18 protein-coding genes and 2 pseudogenes are annotated in these 17,426 nt (G+C 45.1%); 18 read left to right on the top strand and 2 right to left on the bottom strand.

What is annotated here, in order from left to right; translation table 11 throughout:
- Positions 1-11 precede the first annotated feature (11 nt).
- From A3GW_RS0100240 to A3GW_RS0100230, 3 genes are read left to right on the top strand one after another with little or no spacing between them, the layout of a single operon-like run.
- Positions 12-1,556 carry an ABC-F family ATP-binding cassette domain-containing protein gene (locus A3GW_RS0100240; protein WP_018367307.1) on the top strand — a complete coding sequence of 515 codons (1,545 nt, stop codon included), beginning with the start codon at positions 12-14 and terminating at the stop codon, positions 1,554-1,556.
- Positions 1,557-1,559: 3 nt separating this feature from the next.
- On the top strand, positions 1,560-2,045 hold the full coding sequence (locus tag A3GW_RS0100235; RefSeq protein ID WP_149036245.1) for a hypothetical protein: 486 nt from the start codon (positions 1,560-1,562) through the stop codon (positions 2,043-2,045).
- A gap of 16 nt (positions 2,046-2,061) precedes the next feature.
- A complete protein-coding gene (locus A3GW_RS0100230; RefSeq protein ID WP_018367305.1) occupies positions 2,062-2,400 on the top strand; it encodes an SH3 domain-containing protein in 339 nt (112 codons plus the stop codon).
- 41 nt (positions 2,401-2,441) lie between these two features.
- On the opposite strand, the gene A3GW_RS0100225 is transcribed toward A3GW_RS0100230, so the two are convergent.
- A complete protein-coding gene (locus A3GW_RS0100225) occupies positions 2,442-3,446 on the bottom strand; it encodes a LacI family DNA-binding transcriptional regulator (protein WP_018367304.1) in 1,005 nt (334 codons plus the stop codon).
- A gap of 167 nt (positions 3,447-3,613) precedes the next feature.
- On the opposite strand from A3GW_RS0100225, the gene A3GW_RS0100220 reads away from it, so the two are divergent.
- Together A3GW_RS0100220 and galT are read left to right on the top strand one after the other, a co-directional pair.
- Entirely contained in the window at positions 3,614-4,786 is a 1,173-nt protein-coding gene (locus tag A3GW_RS0100220) for a galactokinase (protein ID WP_018367303.1), read from the top strand.
- Positions 4,787-4,789: 3 nt separating this feature from the next.
- A complete protein-coding gene (gene galT / locus A3GW_RS0100215; RefSeq protein ID WP_018367302.1) occupies positions 4,790-6,274 on the top strand; it encodes a UDP-glucose--hexose-1-phosphate uridylyltransferase in 1,485 nt (494 codons plus the stop codon).
- A gap of 93 nt (positions 6,275-6,367) precedes the next feature.
- Here galT and A3GW_RS0100210 read toward each other — a convergent pair whose 3' ends face one another.
- Entirely contained in the window at positions 6,368-7,219 is an 852-nt protein-coding gene (locus tag A3GW_RS0100210; RefSeq protein WP_018367301.1) for a LysR family transcriptional regulator, read from the bottom strand.
- A gap of 129 nt (positions 7,220-7,348) precedes the next feature.
- Here A3GW_RS0100210 and A3GW_RS0100205 point away from each other — a divergent pair, with 129 nt between their 5' ends.
- The 13 genes and pseudogenes from A3GW_RS0100205 to A3GW_RS0100125 all read left to right on the top strand — a co-directional run bounded on the left by A3GW_RS0100205 (position 7,349) and on the right by A3GW_RS0100125 (position 17,413).
- Complete coding sequence (locus A3GW_RS0100205) at positions 7,349-8,203, top strand: aldo/keto reductase (RefSeq protein ID WP_018367300.1); 855 nt, start codon at positions 7,349-7,351, stop codon at positions 8,201-8,203.
- A gap of 205 nt (positions 8,204-8,408) precedes the next feature.
- Positions 8,409-8,966: a TMEM175 family protein gene (locus tag A3GW_RS0100200; protein ID WP_026216516.1), complete on the top strand. Its 558-nt coding sequence runs from the start codon at positions 8,409-8,411 to the stop codon at positions 8,964-8,966.
- A gap of 194 nt (positions 8,967-9,160) precedes the next feature.
- Positions 9,161-9,361 (top strand): annotated as a pseudogene (locus tag A3GW_RS11310) (aldo/keto reductase); the annotation flags it as partial.
- 574 nt (positions 9,362-9,935) lie between these two features.
- Positions 9,936-10,713, top strand: a pseudogene (locus tag A3GW_RS0100185) (replication initiator protein A); the annotation flags it as partial.
- Between the two features lie 152 nt (positions 10,714-10,865).
- A complete protein-coding gene (dcm, locus tag A3GW_RS10545) occupies positions 10,866-12,224 on the top strand; it encodes a DNA (cytosine-5-)-methyltransferase (protein ID WP_018367294.1) in 1,359 nt (452 codons plus the stop codon).
- Positions 12,202-12,639 carry a hypothetical protein gene (locus A3GW_RS0100160; RefSeq protein WP_018367293.1) on the top strand — a complete coding sequence of 146 codons (438 nt, stop codon included), beginning with the start codon at positions 12,202-12,204 and terminating at the stop codon, positions 12,637-12,639. Before dcm ends, A3GW_RS0100160 begins: the two co-directional genes overlap by 23 nt.
- Positions 12,636-13,013: a hypothetical protein gene (locus tag A3GW_RS0100155; protein WP_018367292.1), complete on the top strand. Its 378-nt coding sequence runs from the start codon at positions 12,636-12,638 to the stop codon at positions 13,011-13,013. The genes A3GW_RS0100160 and A3GW_RS0100155 overlap by 4 nt, the downstream gene beginning before the upstream one ends.
- Before the next feature lie 10 nt (positions 13,014-13,023).
- Positions 13,024-13,257, top strand: coding sequence for a hypothetical protein (locus A3GW_RS0100150; RefSeq protein ID WP_018367291.1), 234 nt, complete (start codon positions 13,024-13,026; stop codon positions 13,255-13,257).
- Entirely contained in the window at positions 13,235-13,837 is a 603-nt protein-coding gene (locus A3GW_RS0100145) for a CPBP family intramembrane glutamic endopeptidase (protein ID WP_018367290.1), read from the top strand. Before A3GW_RS0100150 ends, A3GW_RS0100145 begins: the two co-directional genes overlap by 23 nt.
- A gap of 61 nt (positions 13,838-13,898) precedes the next feature.
- Positions 13,899-14,390 (top strand): hypothetical protein, encoded by a 492-nt coding sequence (locus tag A3GW_RS0100140; protein WP_018367289.1) that lies wholly within the window; start codon positions 13,899-13,901, stop codon positions 14,388-14,390.
- Entirely contained in the window at positions 14,387-16,273 is a 1,887-nt protein-coding gene (locus A3GW_RS0100135) for a VirD4-like conjugal transfer protein, CD1115 family (RefSeq protein WP_018367288.1), read from the top strand. The genes A3GW_RS0100140 and A3GW_RS0100135 overlap by 4 nt, the downstream gene beginning before the upstream one ends.
- Positions 16,274-16,295: 22 nt before the next feature.
- A complete protein-coding gene (locus A3GW_RS0100130) occupies positions 16,296-16,538 on the top strand; it encodes a hypothetical protein (protein WP_018367287.1) in 243 nt (80 codons plus the stop codon).
- 20 nt (positions 16,539-16,558) lie between these two features.
- Complete coding sequence (locus A3GW_RS0100125; RefSeq protein WP_018367286.1) at positions 16,559-17,413, top strand: VirB6/TrbL-like conjugal transfer protein, CD1112 family; 855 nt, start codon at positions 16,559-16,561, stop codon at positions 17,411-17,413.
- Positions 17,414-17,426 lie beyond the last annotated feature (13 nt).

Below are 17,426 nucleotides of genomic sequence, written 5' to 3'. Positions count from 1 at the left end.
AAAGAAAACACATGAGTATTTTAGAAGTAAAGAATTTAAGCCACGGTTTTGGTGACCGAGCGATTTTTGAGAATGTGTCCTTCCGCCTGCTCAAGGGTGAGCATATTGGCCTTGTCGGAGCAAATGGCGAGGGCAAGTCGACTTTCATGTCCATCGTGACGGGCAAGCTCCAGCCAGACGAGGGCAAGGTTGAGTGGTCTCGTTATGTGACGGCGGGTTATCTGGACCAGCATGCGGTCTTGGAAGCAGGAATGACGGTCCGTGATGTCCTAAGGACAGCCTTTGATGAACTCTTTAAGACCGAAGCCCGCATCAATGAGATTTATATGGCAATGGCAGATGAAGGGGCGGATATGGATGCCTTGATGGAGGAAGTCGGTGAGCTGCAGGACCGTCTGGAGAGCCGTGATTTTTATACCTTGGATGCCAAGATTGACGAAGTGGCACGAGCCCTTGGGGTCATGGACTACGGCATGGATAAGGATGTGACCGAGCTGTCTGGTGGACAGCGTACTAAGGTGTTACTGGCTAAATTGCTGCTTGAAAAACCAGACATTCTGCTCTTGGATGAGCCGACCAACTATCTGGATGCCGGGCATATTGACTGGCTCAAGCGCTACCTGCAAAACTACGAGAACGCCTTTGTCCTCATTTCCCACGATATTCCTTTCTTGAATGATGTCATTAACATCGTCTACCACGTGGAAAACCAGCTCTTGACCCGCTACTCTGGTAACTATTACCAGTTCCAAGAGGTACACGCCATGAAGCGTGCCCAGCTGGAGGCGGCTTACGAGCGCCAACAAAAGGAGATTGCTGATCTTCAGGACTTTGTCAATCGCAATAAAGCGCGTGTTGCCACCCGCAACATGGCCATGTCCCGCCAGAAAAAACTGGATAAGATGGACCTCATCGAGCTACAAGCAGAAAAGCCAAAGCCGAGCTTTGACTTTAAGATGGCTCGTACACCTAGCCGCTTTATCTTCCAGACCAAGGACTTGGAAATCGGCTACGATCGTGCCCTGACCAAGGCACCGCTCAATCTGACCTTTGAGCGCAACCAGAAAATCGCCATCATCGGTGCCAACGGTATCGGGAAATCGACCCTGTTGAAGAGTTTGCTGGGCATTATCCCTCCGATTGCTGGCGAGGTGGAGCGAGGCGAGTATCTGGAGCTGGGCTACTTTGAGCAGGAAGTGGCTGGGGGCAATCGTCAGACCCCGCTAGAAGCTGTCTGGGATGCATTTCCAGCGCTTAATCAAGCCGAAGTTCGTGCTGCCCTTGCCCGCTGTGGCTTGACCAGCAAGCACATCGAAAGCCAGATTCAAGTCTTGTCAGGTGGTGAGCAAGCCAAGGTGCGTTTCTGCCTGCTCATGAACCGTGAAAACAATGTTCTGGTACTGGACGAGCCGACCAACCACCTGGATGTGGATGCCAAGGGCGAGCTCAAGCGCGCCTTGCAAGCTTATAAAGGCTCCATTCTCATGGTCTGCCACGAGCCTGATTTCTACGAAGGTTGGGTCGATGCCGTTTGGGATTTTAATGAGATGAGTTAAGTGATGCCAAACGAGATTTACGGTGCTATTTTAGATAGTGGCGAACGGGCTTATACCTTAATGAGTGAGGTCTTTGCTCCTCTGAGTCTAAAGATTGAAGACTATAACTGGCTGGTATCACATTATTGGATTTATCATATAGATGACATTCCCTGGGATAAGGATTATACATGGTTGACTGGTGAACAATTGGGACAGGTCTTTGAAAAGTATCCAGCACATCAATGGATTTGGGCTGTTTTGTCAGGTTTTGACAAAGAAGTCAGTCTAGAAGAAGCTCTAAGCTATCCCCTTCCTCACCCAGAGAGTGAAGAGTTGTGGCAGCTGCCTCTAACTTGTCTTCATCCCTTAGTTTGCCATGAGATAGTTGCTTGGGACTCTACCCTGACCTTGGTTAAAAGTGTTCAGAAAGAAGTGGTTGACAGCTTTCGAGAAGCCTTCCCCCTGAGTGACGATTTGAAAGATCGCATAACATCTTACGAGCTGTGAGGAGGAGAAAACAGTCATGAGTGTTAAGGATAATTTAGTGTTATTAAAAGTGACCAAAGCCCATCAGGGAGAAGGCTCGTTTCCTACTTTTTCAATCGGGACGCCCGTCCACCACATGATTCCCTGCGAGAAGTATCCTAACTGGTTTTCTTGTGACATAGTGGGGCACAAAACCTATGTTCCCAATCATTTTGTGGTCGCTAATCGTTTGATCGTTGATTACAATCCCACAGAGTTAGTCGTCACAGTAGGTGATCAGGTGGCAATGCTAGAATGCCATGACCAGTGGGCTCTTGTTGACCATGATGGACAAATAGGGTGGTTACCAGTAGAGATATTGCAAAAGAATGACTAGACATAAAGAATCCCTCGCTAAACTTTAGCGAGGGATGATGCTTATAAGCTGCTGTCTCTAATGGTTAATTTTGTTGCTAACTTAATCAGAGTTGGAATGGAGTGGCTGGGTTTTACAAGGGCTTGGTGAATCATATCCACAGCAGTTTTCCCCATTTCTTCAGTGTAGACGGTAACGCTGGATAAAGCTGGATAGACCTGCCTAGTAATTGGCGTGTCGTTAAATGAGATGAGGGAGACGCGTTCTGGAACGGCAATCTGGTGCTCTTGGAGCGCCCTTAGGGCACCGAGTGCCATGGTGTCATTCGCGATGAAAAAGGCTGTTGGGAGTTGATCGCCTAATTCTTCGATAGCTGCTGACATCAATTGATAACCAGATGGTGCTGAAAATTCGCCAACGTAGACATATTTTGGTTGGTAGATGCCAAGCTCAGTCATGTAATTTTTGAAGGTACGAAAACGCTGATCGACTAGAGTTAACTCCCCGTCAGTGGTTTGTTCCTCACCAGCTAGCATACCAATGCTGCTCAGCTTTTTGTCTAAAAAGTAATCCAAAACACGCACTACCGCATGATCAAAATCAGTGGTCACACAGGAATAACCTACCTCGAGCGTATCGCTGTCCACAAAAATTAGATTGGGGCAGCGGCTCTCGAGATCCTTAATTTGCTTAGGGCTAAATTTTCCAAGAGCAATAATGGCAGCAATGTCTTTGTCCAAGGCGTAAATATCGTTGTTAAAAAAGCGTAAAATATCATAGCCGAGCTCTTCAGCTCGTCGCTCAACGCCTAAACGAATGGCGTAGTAGTAGAGGTCATTGAGTTCCTCTTGTTCACTGTACCATTGCAAAATGGCGATGGTCTTTGATGAGGTCAAAGGTGAAGAGGCTGGCCGAAGGTGTTTGGTGTAGTTCAGCTCGTTGGCAACAGCCAAAATCTTTTCACGTTTTTCATCGCTGACAGATAGGTTCGGGTCTTGATTAAGAACGCGTGAAACAGTAGCTGTTGACACCTGTGCTTTTTCTGCAATGTCTTTGATAGTTGTCATGTTCATTCTCCTTGGCAAACTTTTAGTCATATTATAGCATAAAAATAAGCAATCTTTAGTAAAATGATATCACAAAAATATTTTTAGTAAATGTTTAGTAAAAACTTGTTTTTAATTGATTGCTATGCTATAATAGCAATGACAGAATAAACAAAAGGAGCCTCACGATGAACACTATAGAACTAAATCAACAATTCACAGACATCTTTTTCACAGAAGCAGATGCAACCTTTTTTTCACCAGGACGGATTAACCTGATTGGTGAGCATACGGATTACAATGGTGGGCATGTTTTTCCTGCGGCGATTACTTTGGGAACTTACGGGGCAGCTCGCAAGCGAGATGACCGTAAAATCCGTCTCTATTCTGCCAATTTTGATCATCTTGGCATTATTGAGATTGATTTGGACAACCTGACGTTCGACAAGGCAGACAACTGGACCAATTATGTCAAAGGTGTTATTAAATTTTTGCAAGAAGCCGGGCATGTGATTGAGACAGGTTTTGAAGCCTTTGTCTATGGTACTATTCCAAACGGTGCAGGGCTGTCCTCATCCGCTTCGCTGGAGCTTTTGATTGGCATCATTGCTGAAGAGCTCTATGGTCTCAAGCTAGACCGTCTGGATTTGGTCAAAATCGGTAAGAAAACCGAAAATGAGTTTATCGGAGTGAATTCTGGTATCATGGACCAGTTTGCCATCGGGATGGGAGCGGATAATCGCGCCATTTACTTGGATACCAATACCTTGGATTATGAGCTGGTGCCACTGGACTTGGGTGACCACGTCATCGTTATCATGAATACCAACAAACGCCGTGAATTAGCGGATTCCAAGTACAACGAACGCCGTGCGGAGTGCGAAAGAGCTGTTGAGGAACTCAATGCTGTCTTGAACATCCAGACTCTTGGTGAGTTGACTAGTACGGAGTTTGACCAATATGCCTACCTCATCAAAGATGCCAACCGCATCAAACGGGCTCGCCACGCAGTGTCTGAAAACGAGCGCACGCTTCGTGCTTTAGAGGCTCTCCAAGCGGGCAAACTGGAAGAATTTGGCCGTCTGGTCAACGCGTCCCACGTCTCCTTGGAGCATGATTATGAGGTAACGGGGCTAGAGCTAGATACGTTGGCTCATACCGCTTGGGAGCAAGAGGGCGTGCTTGGGGCTCGCATGACAGGAGCTGGCTTTGGTGGCTGCGGCATTGCCATTGTTGCTAAGGATAAGGTGGATGCCTTTACGGAAAATGTGGGTCGTACCTACACCGAGATTGTTGGCTATGCTCCGTCATTCTACATGGCAGAAATCGCTGGCGGCAGCCGTGTCCTATCAAGGAAGTAAGCTATGTCAAAACTCATTAAAACTTTTGTAGAGCAGGTCGTTGAGAGTCCTCATTCTGTCTACACAAAGATGGACAGCATTTATTTGGTCAATCGGGTTCTTGCGCTTGTCGGAGAAGAAGGGGCTGACCGCGAAACAGCTGCCACAGATCTGATTGATCTCAAGGATGAATTGGTGGCTTTAGCTGTTGAAAATGGCCGTTGCGGCGCGCTTTTTGAAGAGCGAGATTGCCTTGGTGCGGAGCTGATGAATGTCATCACACCGCCACCAAGTGTGGTTAATGAACGCTTTTGGACAATATATGCGGAGCAGCCAGAGCAGGCCGTTGCAGACTTCTACGATCTGTCCCAGAAAAATGACTATATCAAGCTGGATGCCATTGCCAAAAACATCGCCTTTGAGACGCCGACGGACTATGGGAACTTGCAAATCACCATCAACCTATCCAAGCCCGAGAAGGACCCTAAAGCGATTGCTGCGGCGAAACTCCTCAAGCAGTCCAGCTACCCGCTGGATCAGCTGGCTATGGAAAATGAGGGGTATCAAGGTCGCCTTGACCACCCGGCTCGTGCCAATCACCGGATTATTCGCGTAGATTTGGGGGAGGAGCAGTGGGGATTTCAGTACTCGCCCTATGCCTATTTCAATGAGCACTGCATCTTTCTCAACACTGAGCATGTGCCTATGGTCATCAGTCGCACCACCTTTGAGCAGCTCTTGGAGTTGGTGGAGATTTTTCCAGGCTACTTTGCAGGCTCCAATGCCGACCTGCCCATCGTAGGCGGTTCTATCCTGACCCACAACCACTATCAGGGTGGTCGTCATACCTTTCCTATGGAAATGGCAGAGCTGGATCATCAATTTACCTTTGCAGGATATGAAGACATCACAGCTGGTATTGTCAAGTGGCCGATGTCGGTGCTGCGCTTGACAGGAGCAGACAAGACACGCTTGGTGGACTTGGCGGATAAGATTCGACTGGCTTGGTCAGGTTATTCTGATCCAGACTTAGATATTATTGCTAAAACAGGCGATGAACCACATCACACGGTGACACCGATTGCGAGACGGCGTGGGCAACTGTTTGAGCTAGACCTTGTCCTGCGTGACAATCATACCTCAGATGACCACCCAGACGGGGTCTACCACCCCCACAAGGATGTCCAGCACATCAAAAAAGAAAATATCGGTCTCATTGAGGTCATGGGCTTGGCGATTTTACCTCCACGATTGAAAGAAGAACTAGCAGAAGTTGAGAAGTACCTGCTTGGTCAGGACAATCAGCTAGCAGACTATCATAAAGATTGGGCAGACCGGATCAAGGCGACACACCCAGATCTGACGGCCGATACGGTCACTACCATCGTCCAAGAAGCTGTTGGACAAGTCTTTGCTCGTGTACTGGAAGACGCAGGCGTCTACAAGAGTGACGAGGCAGGGCAGGCAGGCTTTATGCGGTTTGTGGAGAGTATTGGAGTGACTGGATAATAAATTAAGTTAAACAGTACAATAGGGCATCTCCTGTGATTGACTTAAAATCACAAGGGATGTCCTATTTTGACGTTGACTAAGTATTTTTAGTCATTTTGGCCAGAGATCCTTAAGTGTCTCCATCAGTGGTGTTAGTCGCTCCTTTTCTGAAATGAGGTAGGTCATATAAAATGGAAGGCTAGCTCGTTCATCGGTAATCAAAAGCATTTTGCGATTGTTATTCTTAATCGAATGTCCAGAGAGGTTGGTTGAGAAGTAAGCTAGGTTTGAATGTTGCAAAATTTCATGAAAGGTTTCTCTACTGTCCTGACTGAGAAATTTTCCGTTGGGAATTTCCTCGCGGACAACATCTGCCCACTCACCTAGGCCAGACATGGTTAAAAAGCTTGTGTTAGCTAAAGTTCTAAAAGTTGTTGTTTCAATGTCTGCAGCGACCATTTTGGCATCTAGATGGACGGAGAGGATCTCCTCCCCGATATAGAGGGATTCAATCTGATCGGTAAACAGTTCTTCAGTGGTGAAAACAAGAGAGAAACGGTGGGAAAGCAAGGCCTCCTCAACTTGACTTTGAGCAATAATCGTCTCATCCATAGTGGCTCGAAGTGATTCGTTCTCTTGAAACAGATAAATGGGACCAGGAGCAGTGGAAGAGAGTACTACCTGGTGTTGTTCTTGCTCAAATTGACGCAGTTCTTTAACAAATTGTTTATGCTCTTTTAGTAATACTTCCGCTTTTTGAGCCGCTAATTTTCCTGTTTCGGTTAATTCTAGGCGATTCGGTGTGCGGATAAAGAGTTGAACAGCCAACTCTTCCTCAAGTCTTTGCATGCTACGGGTAATAGTTGGTTGAGTTAAGAGAAGAGCTTCTGCAGTAGCGGATAGACTACCTAGCTTAGCAAATAAAACTAGGATTTCAAGAAGACGATTTTCGGTATAGGTCATTGTAAGTCCTTCCTCCGTGGGCGTTTCTTTAGCATACGTTATATGTATACTACCATAAACATATGGTTCTGTGCAACTCAAAAGAGTTCTGTTAAAATTACATTATCAAAAAGAAAGTGAGTGATTATTATGCAATATGTCACATTAAATAATGGTATTCAAATGCCTATGGTTGGTTTTGGTGTTTTTCAAATTCAAGATGATGCCACTACTCAAGCAGTCGTCGAAGAAGCCTTAAAAACGGGCTATCGCCTAATAGACACTGCCCAATCCTATGGCAACGAAGCAGCCGTTGGTCGTGCCATTAAGGCGTCTGGCATTCCACGTGAGGATATCTTTGTCACGACCAAACTTTGGATTTCAGACATGAGTTATGAGGGCGCTAAAAAGGCCTTTGCTGATTCTTTGGCAAAATTAGATCTAGACTACGTGGATCTTTATTTGCTACACCAACCGATTGGAGATACTTTTGGCGCTTGGCGTGCCTTAGAAGAGCTTCATAAAGAAGGAAAAATCCGTGCTATTGGCGTGTCTAACTTTAAGGAAGATCAATTAGCTAACTTGGCTTTATTTAATGACATAACACCTGCTGTTAATCAAATTGAACTTCATGTTTTTCATCAAAAAGAAGAGCAAGTGGCCTATGAAAAAGAAAAAGGCATTATAACAGAGAGTTGGGGCGCCTTTGCAGAAGGCAAATTTGATGTGTTTAGCAACCCGGTTTTGACAGAGATTGCCAACCAATATGGTAAGACAACCGCACAAGTTATGCTTCGCTGGCAATTGCAACGTGGTATTGTGAGTTTATCCAAATCAGCTAATCCAGAGCGTGTCCGCCAAAACTTTGACATCTTTGATTTTGAATTATCAAGTGATGACATGGCAGCTATCAAGGCGCTCAATACCGATACAACGGTATTTGCAGACCATCGTGAAGCTTCAACGGTTGAATTGCTAGCTGGTTTTGTCGGGAAATCATTCTAATCTATTGTCGGTGAGAAGTTTTTATGCTTGGTTGTTTATAGATTTTTGACAAATAACCAGTCATAGGTTATGATAAAGTAGAGAATGCCATCCACCTTCAAAAGAGCTTGATTGAGATATAATAGAATCCATCCACCTTTTGACAAAACAATATTTTCGTTTTTTAGGTGTTTAACTGAAGGATGAGGAGTAGAATATGCCTGAAATGTCCAAAGAACGTTTAGTAGCCTTTACGGATGCTGTTTTAGCGATTATTATGACGATCTTAGTTTTAGAATTGGAGCGACCACAAGAGATGACTTGGCAGGCACTCTGGGAATTGCGAACGAGCTTTTTTGCCTACACGATCTCTTTTTTCTGGTTAGGCACCATGTGGGTGAACTTGCATAGGGCATGGGATCAGGTAGATAAGATCAATAATCGTTTGGTTTGGAATGCCTTAGTCTTGCTCTTTTTCTCCTCCTTTTTCCCCTATACAACTAGTCTTGTCGCTGTTCATTTTCATACCTCTGTTGCTCAAGCCTTCTATGGCATGGTGATTTTATTGGTCACGGCTTGCAATGTTTGGATGTATCGTGAATTAGAGCTTCTCAATCCTGCTATTAGTAATGGTCAAGGATTTAATATTTTAGACCGTGCAGGCATGTTGGATATTGCTATAAAAATAATTGGGCTCCTCTTGTCCTTAACCATTTATCCACCTGCCATGATGTGGGCTGTCTTGATTACCGCCATGGGGATTGTCATCCCACGATCGATATAGGAAGTCAATTATCCTAATGTTGAAGTCACTTTATACGGTGCTCTGCTTGGGCTATATGAGCTTTGGCGATACCGACAAAAGTATCCACTCAGGTTGCCTATTGTCAGAAGAGAAGAGCCGTCGGATGATCAAAAAAGCTTTGGACTTAGGGATTAACTTTTTGATATGGCAAATGTGTAGGCCTGACAGAGCTAGCAAATCGGTATCAGGTCAGTCGTTCGCAGATTGCACTGGCTTGGCTGTGGAATAAAGGCATTCACTCTCCCATCGTTGGTGTGACCAAAGAGCAGTATTTAGACGATTTCATGGGGGCATTTGAGGTTCACTTGACAAAAGATGATATGACCTATCTCGATGAACTCTATCGACCACATGCCATTGTTGGAGCTTTGTAAGACCTTCACAAATCCATCTCCCAAGAGGTGGATTTTTCTTTCTCATCAAATCATGGTATACTATTACTAAACATCAGAATGTAAGAGGAAAACATATGGCTACTATTCAATGGTTGAATGGTCAGCTTAATTATTCGTGGATAAAAATTGAATTGTTTTAGAGAATAAAATGCCTTTAAGCCCTTGATTTATAAGGGTTTTTACTTTCTATTAAAATTATTTGGTTTAGTAAGTGGTATTTGATAATTGAGCAATAATAAGCAATAGTAAGTAAAATTTGGTGACTTTTTTGGTGACTCAAAAACAGTAATTTTTGAAGTATAATTAGGATATTGAGAATATATTATTGTTTAGGCAAGAACAGTTTAGAGTGTTCTTGCCTTTTTTATTTTAAAAGGAGGAAAATCGTGGAACTTGCAGAATCAACTCGCCTTGGTGTCGTTGGCTTTCTCATGCTTACGATGGGAAGTAACACTACCAATAGCGACAGAAGTACTGAAAGAATTAGAAATGAGTGGCCTGGTTAGCGTCAAAACAGGGGGTCAACTAGAAATCAAATTGTTGGAGGACAATCATGAAACGCATTAGTGCAAACCAATATCAGACATCAGAGAGGTATTACAAACTTCCAAAGCTCTTATTTGAGAGTGATCGATACAAGGACATGAAGCTGGAGGTCAAAGTTGCCTATGCCGTTTTGAAAGATCGACTGGAGTTGTCTTTGAGTAGAGGCTGGATAGATGAGCAGGGCTTTATCTACTTGATTTATTCTAACTCAAAATTGATGGAACTTTTAGGCTGTTCAAAGTCAAAACTTTTATCTATTAAGAAATCACTGCGAGACTATGGTTTGATTGAGGAAGTCCAACAGTCATCAGGTGAAAAAGGACGGCTCGCAAACAAGATTTATCTGGGTGAGTTGGAACATGAACCGACCCCCGTCTTAAATTCAGACGGGGATGGTGTTAAAAAAACACGGGGCCAGTCTCAAAAACATACGGGCCCCGTCTTAATTTCAGCCACTAGTGAGACTGAAGATAGTGAGACTAATAGGAGTGAGACTGAATTTCTTTCAGAGGACGAGGAGGATATTGGGCTTACTCGCAAGGTTGAAAAAACGAGTCCTTACGATAAAGACTACATTTGGGGACTGGTTCACGACCAATTTAGACGAGAAGGGTTTACACAAGCATCAGCAGAATTTGTCATGAGGCATTTTGAGACCAAGTATCAGTATGCTTTGGACAACATGAGGTTTGCTCGAACGGCAGGAGTCATAGCTGAGTATGTCTTTAATGGGATTCTGGCAGAGTGGAATAAGGAACGCCGACAGGAACAGGAAAGGAGGTGAGAACCATGTGGTGGAAACTTGCACTAGGCATTTTTATTGTGTCAATAATCAGTTTGGTGGTTGAGATTATCAATGCTCCAGAGATGGGGGACCATATCTAACCAAGGCTTTACGAGAAGTAAGGTCTTTTTTGATACCTGAAAGGAAAAATAGATGAACTTTTTTGATTGCTTTGCAGGGATTGGCGGCTTTCGCTTAGGGATGGAAAGTCAAGGGCATACCTGCATTGGCTATTGCGAAATTGATAAATTCGCTAGACGGTCTTATCAGGCCATTCACAACACAGAAGGAGAATTAGAATACCATGACATTACCCAAATCACCGACGACCAACTCAGGCGTCTCCGAGGACAAGTGGACGTCCTCTGTGGGGGTTTTCCTTGCCAGGCCTTTTCTCTCGCAGGCAGACGATTGGGATTTGAGGACACTAGAGGGACTCTCTTCTTTGAGCTTGCTCGATGTGCCAAGGAAATCCAACCACCTTATCTATTTTTTGAGAACGTCAAGGGGTTACTCAGTCACGACCAGGGACGGACGTTCGCCACAATCCTCACCACACTGGATGAACTGGGGTATCATGTCGAATGGCAGGTGCTTAACAGTAAAGATTTTGGCCTTCCCCAAAACAGGGAGCGGGTCTTTCTTATCGGACATTCTCGAAAGCGAGGTTTCCGACCAGTATTTCCTCTCCGAGGACAAGGTAGCCCAGCTCATCTTGACCGACTAGGTAATGTTAATCCATCAGGTCGGGGCATGAGTGGGGAGGTCTATCTGGCAACTGGATTATCGCCAACCTTAACCGTAAACAAGGGGGAGGGGACAAAGATTGCCATTCCAGTCTTAACACCAGACAGATTAGAGAAACGCCAAAACGGCAGACGATTCAAGGATAATCAAGACCCCATGTTTACCCTAACGGCTCAAGACAGGCATGGGGTACTATTGGCTGGAAATTTGCCGACTAGCTTTGATCAAGCAGGACGAGTTTATCATACAGAAGGTCTTTCCCCGACCCTCACCACCATGCAGGGTGGGGATAAGATTCCAAAAGTCTTGTTACGTCACGAAGCGTCACACTTAAAAATCCGTGAGGCGACCAAGCAAGGCTATGCCAAGGCGGAAGTAGGGGATTCGGTCAACCTGTCCTATCCCAAGTCCAACTCTAAACGTGGACGGGTAGGCAAACAAATCGCCAATACCCTAACGACAAGCTCCCAACAAGGTGTCGTTATCGCAGCCCTGGAATACCGCAAGGACAAATGGTTTGAGGTGACAGGATTTTTGGTGGGAGATAAACTTTATCGTTTGAGGATTCGCAAGCTCACACCAAGAGAGTGTTTTCGCCTACAAGGCTTTCCAGATTGGGCATTCGACCGAGCAGAGGTGATTTCAAGCAAGAGCCAGCTCTATAAGCAGGCTGGTAACAGTGTATCAATTCCTGTCATTGCGACTATTGCTAAATACCTTAAAGAATTGGAGGAAAATGACCATGAAACAACTAACAAGCCGTAGTATTTTATCTTGTGATGAACTGGAAGAAGAAATTCATCATGCTGAACTAGAACGAGTGATTGAAGCTATTATCAACCTTGATGATTGGACTTGTGACGTAGAGACACGTTACTTAGATGACTACCACAAACAAAAATATCAACCAGTTGAGTTGTCAACGACCCTTCATGAGGTTTTTAATCTCGTGCTGGCACGAGACATCAAAAATGGTGTGGATGCCTTTCTGACAGATGAAGGAGACTTGGCTTTTATCGCCTATGGGCAAGGCTATTCCTACAAAGGAAAACACGACATCATTAAGGAACAAGTCTTGTTCAAGGCCTTTGACCAAGAGGGGAAACGAGTTGTTTTTACCCCTGTTTTATCAAGATTACATCAGCCAGATTTAGAAAACAAGAAGGAGGCCACATTATGAAACTGTTTCTGAGCACAAACCAAGCTCGCAATCGGCAGGTTATCGAAACTTTGGAACGCTATGGACTGACCTACGACTGTGTCACTTGTGACCAGATTGAGCGTTGCCATGTCGTGGAGTTAATGACATCTGCCACAGATTGTTTCGAGTTTTTATCACCTCATCTGCTTTCTCTTAAGCGTCATGAGGAGATGAGGTTCAATGAATTGGTTCACTTGGTCTTAAGAAAACCTAGTAGAAACCTTCGCTTGCCCCTTATCCTTGCTAAGGGACAAATCTACCCTAATGTCAGTCAAGAGGAATTGAGAACCTTCCTCCCAAGAAACCTAAAGCTCTTGTCCCGAGACTTGGTCTTGCCCCTACTGAGGGTTTAGGAGGACGGTTATGGCTGAATTGTTTTGGGAAAATGTGGCCTTACTTTTGGCTGAAAAAGAGATGACTTGGGCAGATCTAACCCGAAAAATGTTTGTAGGAAACTACAAATACCCCAGCGAGTTTAACCGCCTTTACCAGAAAATCAGGCACTATAAGTCTGCTGGTCAAATGCCTCAAACCAAGTGGGTGGAAAAGATTGTAGCGGTACTGGAGGTGGACTATGAAGACCTTTTCCGTCGTTAGGTATGGTGCCTTACTAGCACTTTTCCTTTACCAATACCTCAATGCCGCAATAGTATCAGCCTATGTGATGGGACTAATTGGTTTAGTGGGGGTGACTGTCTTTCAACTAGCTTATCTAGGTAGTTTAATCATCCTGGTTTATCGAAAAAAACAGGAAGGAAGTGCAAGGTCAAAATCCTTGATATGGTTGGGAACAGGATTTTTAGTTCTGTTACTGGTGTCCTACCTAGTTTCTTTGATAAGTGCCGTCTCTTCAAGCAACCAAGAAGCCTTACTACAAGTGTTTGAACAGCTTCCAGTTCCCACCATTGTCCTATTTTTAATTAATGCCAGTCTGGTAGAGGAATTGGTTTATCGAGGGCTACTATGGGAGGTGCTGCCTGGACTGATCTCAAAAGTTGTGGTGACTTCAATGGGCTTTGCTTTGGCTCATCAACTCGATAGTTTTACCAGTTTTATCCTCTATGCCTCAATGGGGTTGGTGCTTGGCACAGTCAGGCATCAGGCAGGTCTAAAAATGGCGATAGGTCTTCATACGCTTTGGAATATCTTTGTTTTGGGTTTAACTCAGTTGGTGTGATAAAACTATCAACTCTTCTCAGCTAGGATAAGGACAGAATAAGGATTGAAAGGAGGATATGATGTCTAGTGAACAACAGGAACGTCAGGCCTTTAGCTACCTTGAGCGGACAAGCCTTTTAACGATTAGAGGCCTAATGCGACTGCTAGAGTGGTCTGCTAGACAGGCTCAACGTCAAGAGACAGCCTACAAGATTGGTCCGCAGACCTTGGCGGAATTGGTCAAAACACCCTTTTCGATTGATACGATACAGGTGACTTCAGACCTACTTGACAAACCCATAGACCTTGAAAAGTTGAAGGAGCTCCTTAATCGTGAGGACCTTCCTTTAGCTTTAGCTTGGCAGGAGGACTACCTCTATTTTTACACCAAGGACCGGTCACTCTTGGACCAGCACCTGGACAAGCTCATGAAGGAGCTGACCAGCGATCCAGAAAAGCTAAAAGGTCTGGTGAGTGATAAAACCCTTGATGAAGAAATCGCTCTGGCCAAAGCCCAAGTGCCATTGGTAGAACCATCAGCCGTCAAGTTGAAGGAGGTGGAACTGACATGACCAATCGTCCCAAACAGATAGTCTTTGCCATGTTAGGACTGGCTCTGGGCTATGTCTGTCACCGCATGAGCCTGCTCTATGATCAGCTGACCAATTTACCAGTAGTTGAGCGTTGGGCTTACCTTGTCATAAATGGGCAAGAAGAGCTGATAAAGAACCCCGTGAATCTTTCTTTTACAGCTAGGTCTAGTCTATGGTTCTTGCTTGGACTGGTAACTAGCTGGCTAATCTATCTCTATGCCTCAACGGGAGCTAAGGTTTACCGTGAAGGAGAAGAGTACGGCTCAGCTAGATTTGGTTTGTCTAGGGAACTGAAACCATTTTCTAGTAAGAACCCTTTTATGGACATGATTCTTGGGAGAGGCTTACGGGTGACCCTTCTTGAAAAGAAGTCGCCTAGATATGACCGAAACAAGAATTTGGTTGTCATCGGGGGTTCAGGGAGTGGTAAGACCTTTCGGTTTGTGAAACCCAATCTGATTCAGGCTAACTGCTCTAATATTGTCGTTGACCCGAAGGACCATTTGCCACAAAAGACGGGTAAGTTCTTTCTGAAAGAGGGCTACCAAATTAAGATTTTGGACCTGGTAAACCTGACCAATACAGACGGATTCAACCCTTTTCGCTACCTGGACAATGAAAATGATTTGAACAGAATGCTGACGGTGTATTTTAACAATACCCGTGGGACTGGTTCTCGTAGTGACCCTTTTTGGGACGAGGCTTCGATGACTTTGGTCAGGGCTCTTGCCTCTTACCTGGTGGATTTCTATAACCCACCTAAGACTAGAGAAGAGCTGATAGAGGAAAGTAGGTTATCTCAGGCAGTGCGGGACCGCCTCTACCTCCAAGAGAAACAGGACTTGGAGGCAAGGCGGCGACGCGGCCGCTACCCGTCATTCCCTGAGATTTCAAAGCTCATCAAGCTCCTGGCTAAAGCTGACCAGGCTGAGAAAAGTGTCCTTGAGGTCATGTTTGAGCGATACGCTAAACGATATGGCACAGAGAATTTCACCATGCGAAATTGGGCTGACTTTCAGAACTATAAGGATAAGACCCTTGATAGTGTGATTGCCGTAACCACCGCCAAGTTTGCCCTCTTTAACATTCAATCGGTCATTGACTTGACCAAAATTGACACCTTAGAGATGAAAAACTGGGGGACCCAAAAGACCATGGTTTATCTGGTGATTCCTGACAATGATTCAACCTTCAGGTTTTTATCGGCCCTCTTTTTCTCAACGGTCTTTTCAACCTTAACCCGTCAGGCTGATGTGGACTTTAAGGGAAAACTGCCTATTCATGTCAGGAGCTACTTAGACGAGTTTGCCAATGTCGGTGAGATTCCTGATTTTGCAGAGTTGACCTCAACAGTCCGCTCTCGAAACATTAGCCTTGTGCCAATCCTTCAAAACATTGCCCAACTTCAGGGCAACTACAAGGAAAAAGAGGCCTGGAAAACCATTCTAGGTAACTGTGACAGTTTGCTCTACTTGGGTGGGAACGATGAAGAAACCTTTAAGTTCATGAGTGGCCTTCTTGGCAAACAGACCATTGATGTCAGAACCACTAGCCGTTCTTTTGGACAAACAGGTTCAGGCTCTCTGTCTCATCAGAAAATTGCTCGTGATCTTATGACACCTGATGAAGTCGGTCGAATGAGCCGTGATGAATGCCTGGTCCGCATTGCCAATATGCCTGTGTTTAAGGGCAAGAAATTTGACCCAACCCAACACCCCAACTGGAAGTTCCTAGCTGACCAGGAGGGAGATGAGTGGTGGTGGGACCTTGAGGGGTTCCCCAACCAACCAGAACAACTAGATTTGACCGGACACCATATCAGAGACCTTGGTCTGGAAACTGATTTGATGAGGTCAGCTTAACCATTAGAAAAGAGGATTTTTTATGTTAAAACAAATCAACGGATTTTACTATGGGGTTGATGCCAGCTCCATGTTTTCTCAGGCCATGGCCTTGCTTCAAAAAGGCTTGATTGCGGTCGGAGCCTTTCTTGTCGTCATGGGCATTATCAACCTCTCAACCAATATCAAGGACGGAGGTCCTGGTGTGCGTAACGCTATCCTAGAAATTGTCGGTGGCGTTATGGTTGGTGCTGCTGGGGCCTTTGTGACCCAGATTACCATTTAAGAAGGAGAAGAGAAGATGTGATGAAGGAACTACTTTTGCCCCACCTGGTCTTTTTGACGTCTGAGAAGGTGAACTCAGATAGTCTATTTGAAGGCTTTTCGGTGGACCTAGAATCAACAGCGGACTTGGTCAAGTCCTTGGCCGAGTATAACCCCACGGTCTGGTCTTACATGACCGCTATCACTAAGAACATCATGCAACCCATTGGTGTTGCGATTCTAGCGGTGGTGATGATTCTAGAATTTTCTAAGATGGCTAAGAAAATCGCCAATTCAGGCGGGGCCATGACCTTTGAAGCCATTGCTCCGATGATTGTCAGTTACATCATGGTTGGGGTAGTGATGGCCAATACCACGGTGATTGTTGAGGCTATACTTGGTCTAGCCTCTCATGCTCTCACCCAGATTGCCAGCCTTGTTTCTGAAGGGGGAGCCACCTATGATACCTTGTCAGGCCTAAAAGGGTCAGGTGTGGTTGGTAAGATGATTATTGCCTTCTTTGCCCTCCTGATTTGGTTAGTCAGAATGGTGAGTGCAGCGATGGTGAATCTGATGGTGACCATTCGCTTTATCCAGCTCTACCTCATGGTGCCCTTTGCCCCTCTTACCCTTCCAACCTTTTTGAGTGATGACTGGCGAGGTGTCGGTATTGGCTACCTCAAGAACATTATGGTTTATGGGATTCAGGGGATTATGATTTTCTTGATTGTCTCCTTGACCCCACTATTTGAATCAGCTGGTAAGATTGCCGTTTCAGGTGGAGCAGGATCTGGACAAGCCTTAGCGATCATGTTTGGTGGTCTTATTCAAGCCATCTTACTGATTATTGCCTTGGTTGGGTCACAGCGGACAGCTAGAAGTATCTTAGGCATGTAAGACGTGAATGCGA

The organism is Streptococcus entericus DSM 14446 (genome assembly GCF_000380025.1).
Classification (GTDB): Bacteria; Bacillota; Bacilli; order Lactobacillales; family Streptococcaceae; genus Streptococcus; species Streptococcus entericus.
The sequence above is the reverse complement of the archived record's forward strand: the minus strand, read 5'-3'. Positions and strand labels throughout refer to the sequence as shown.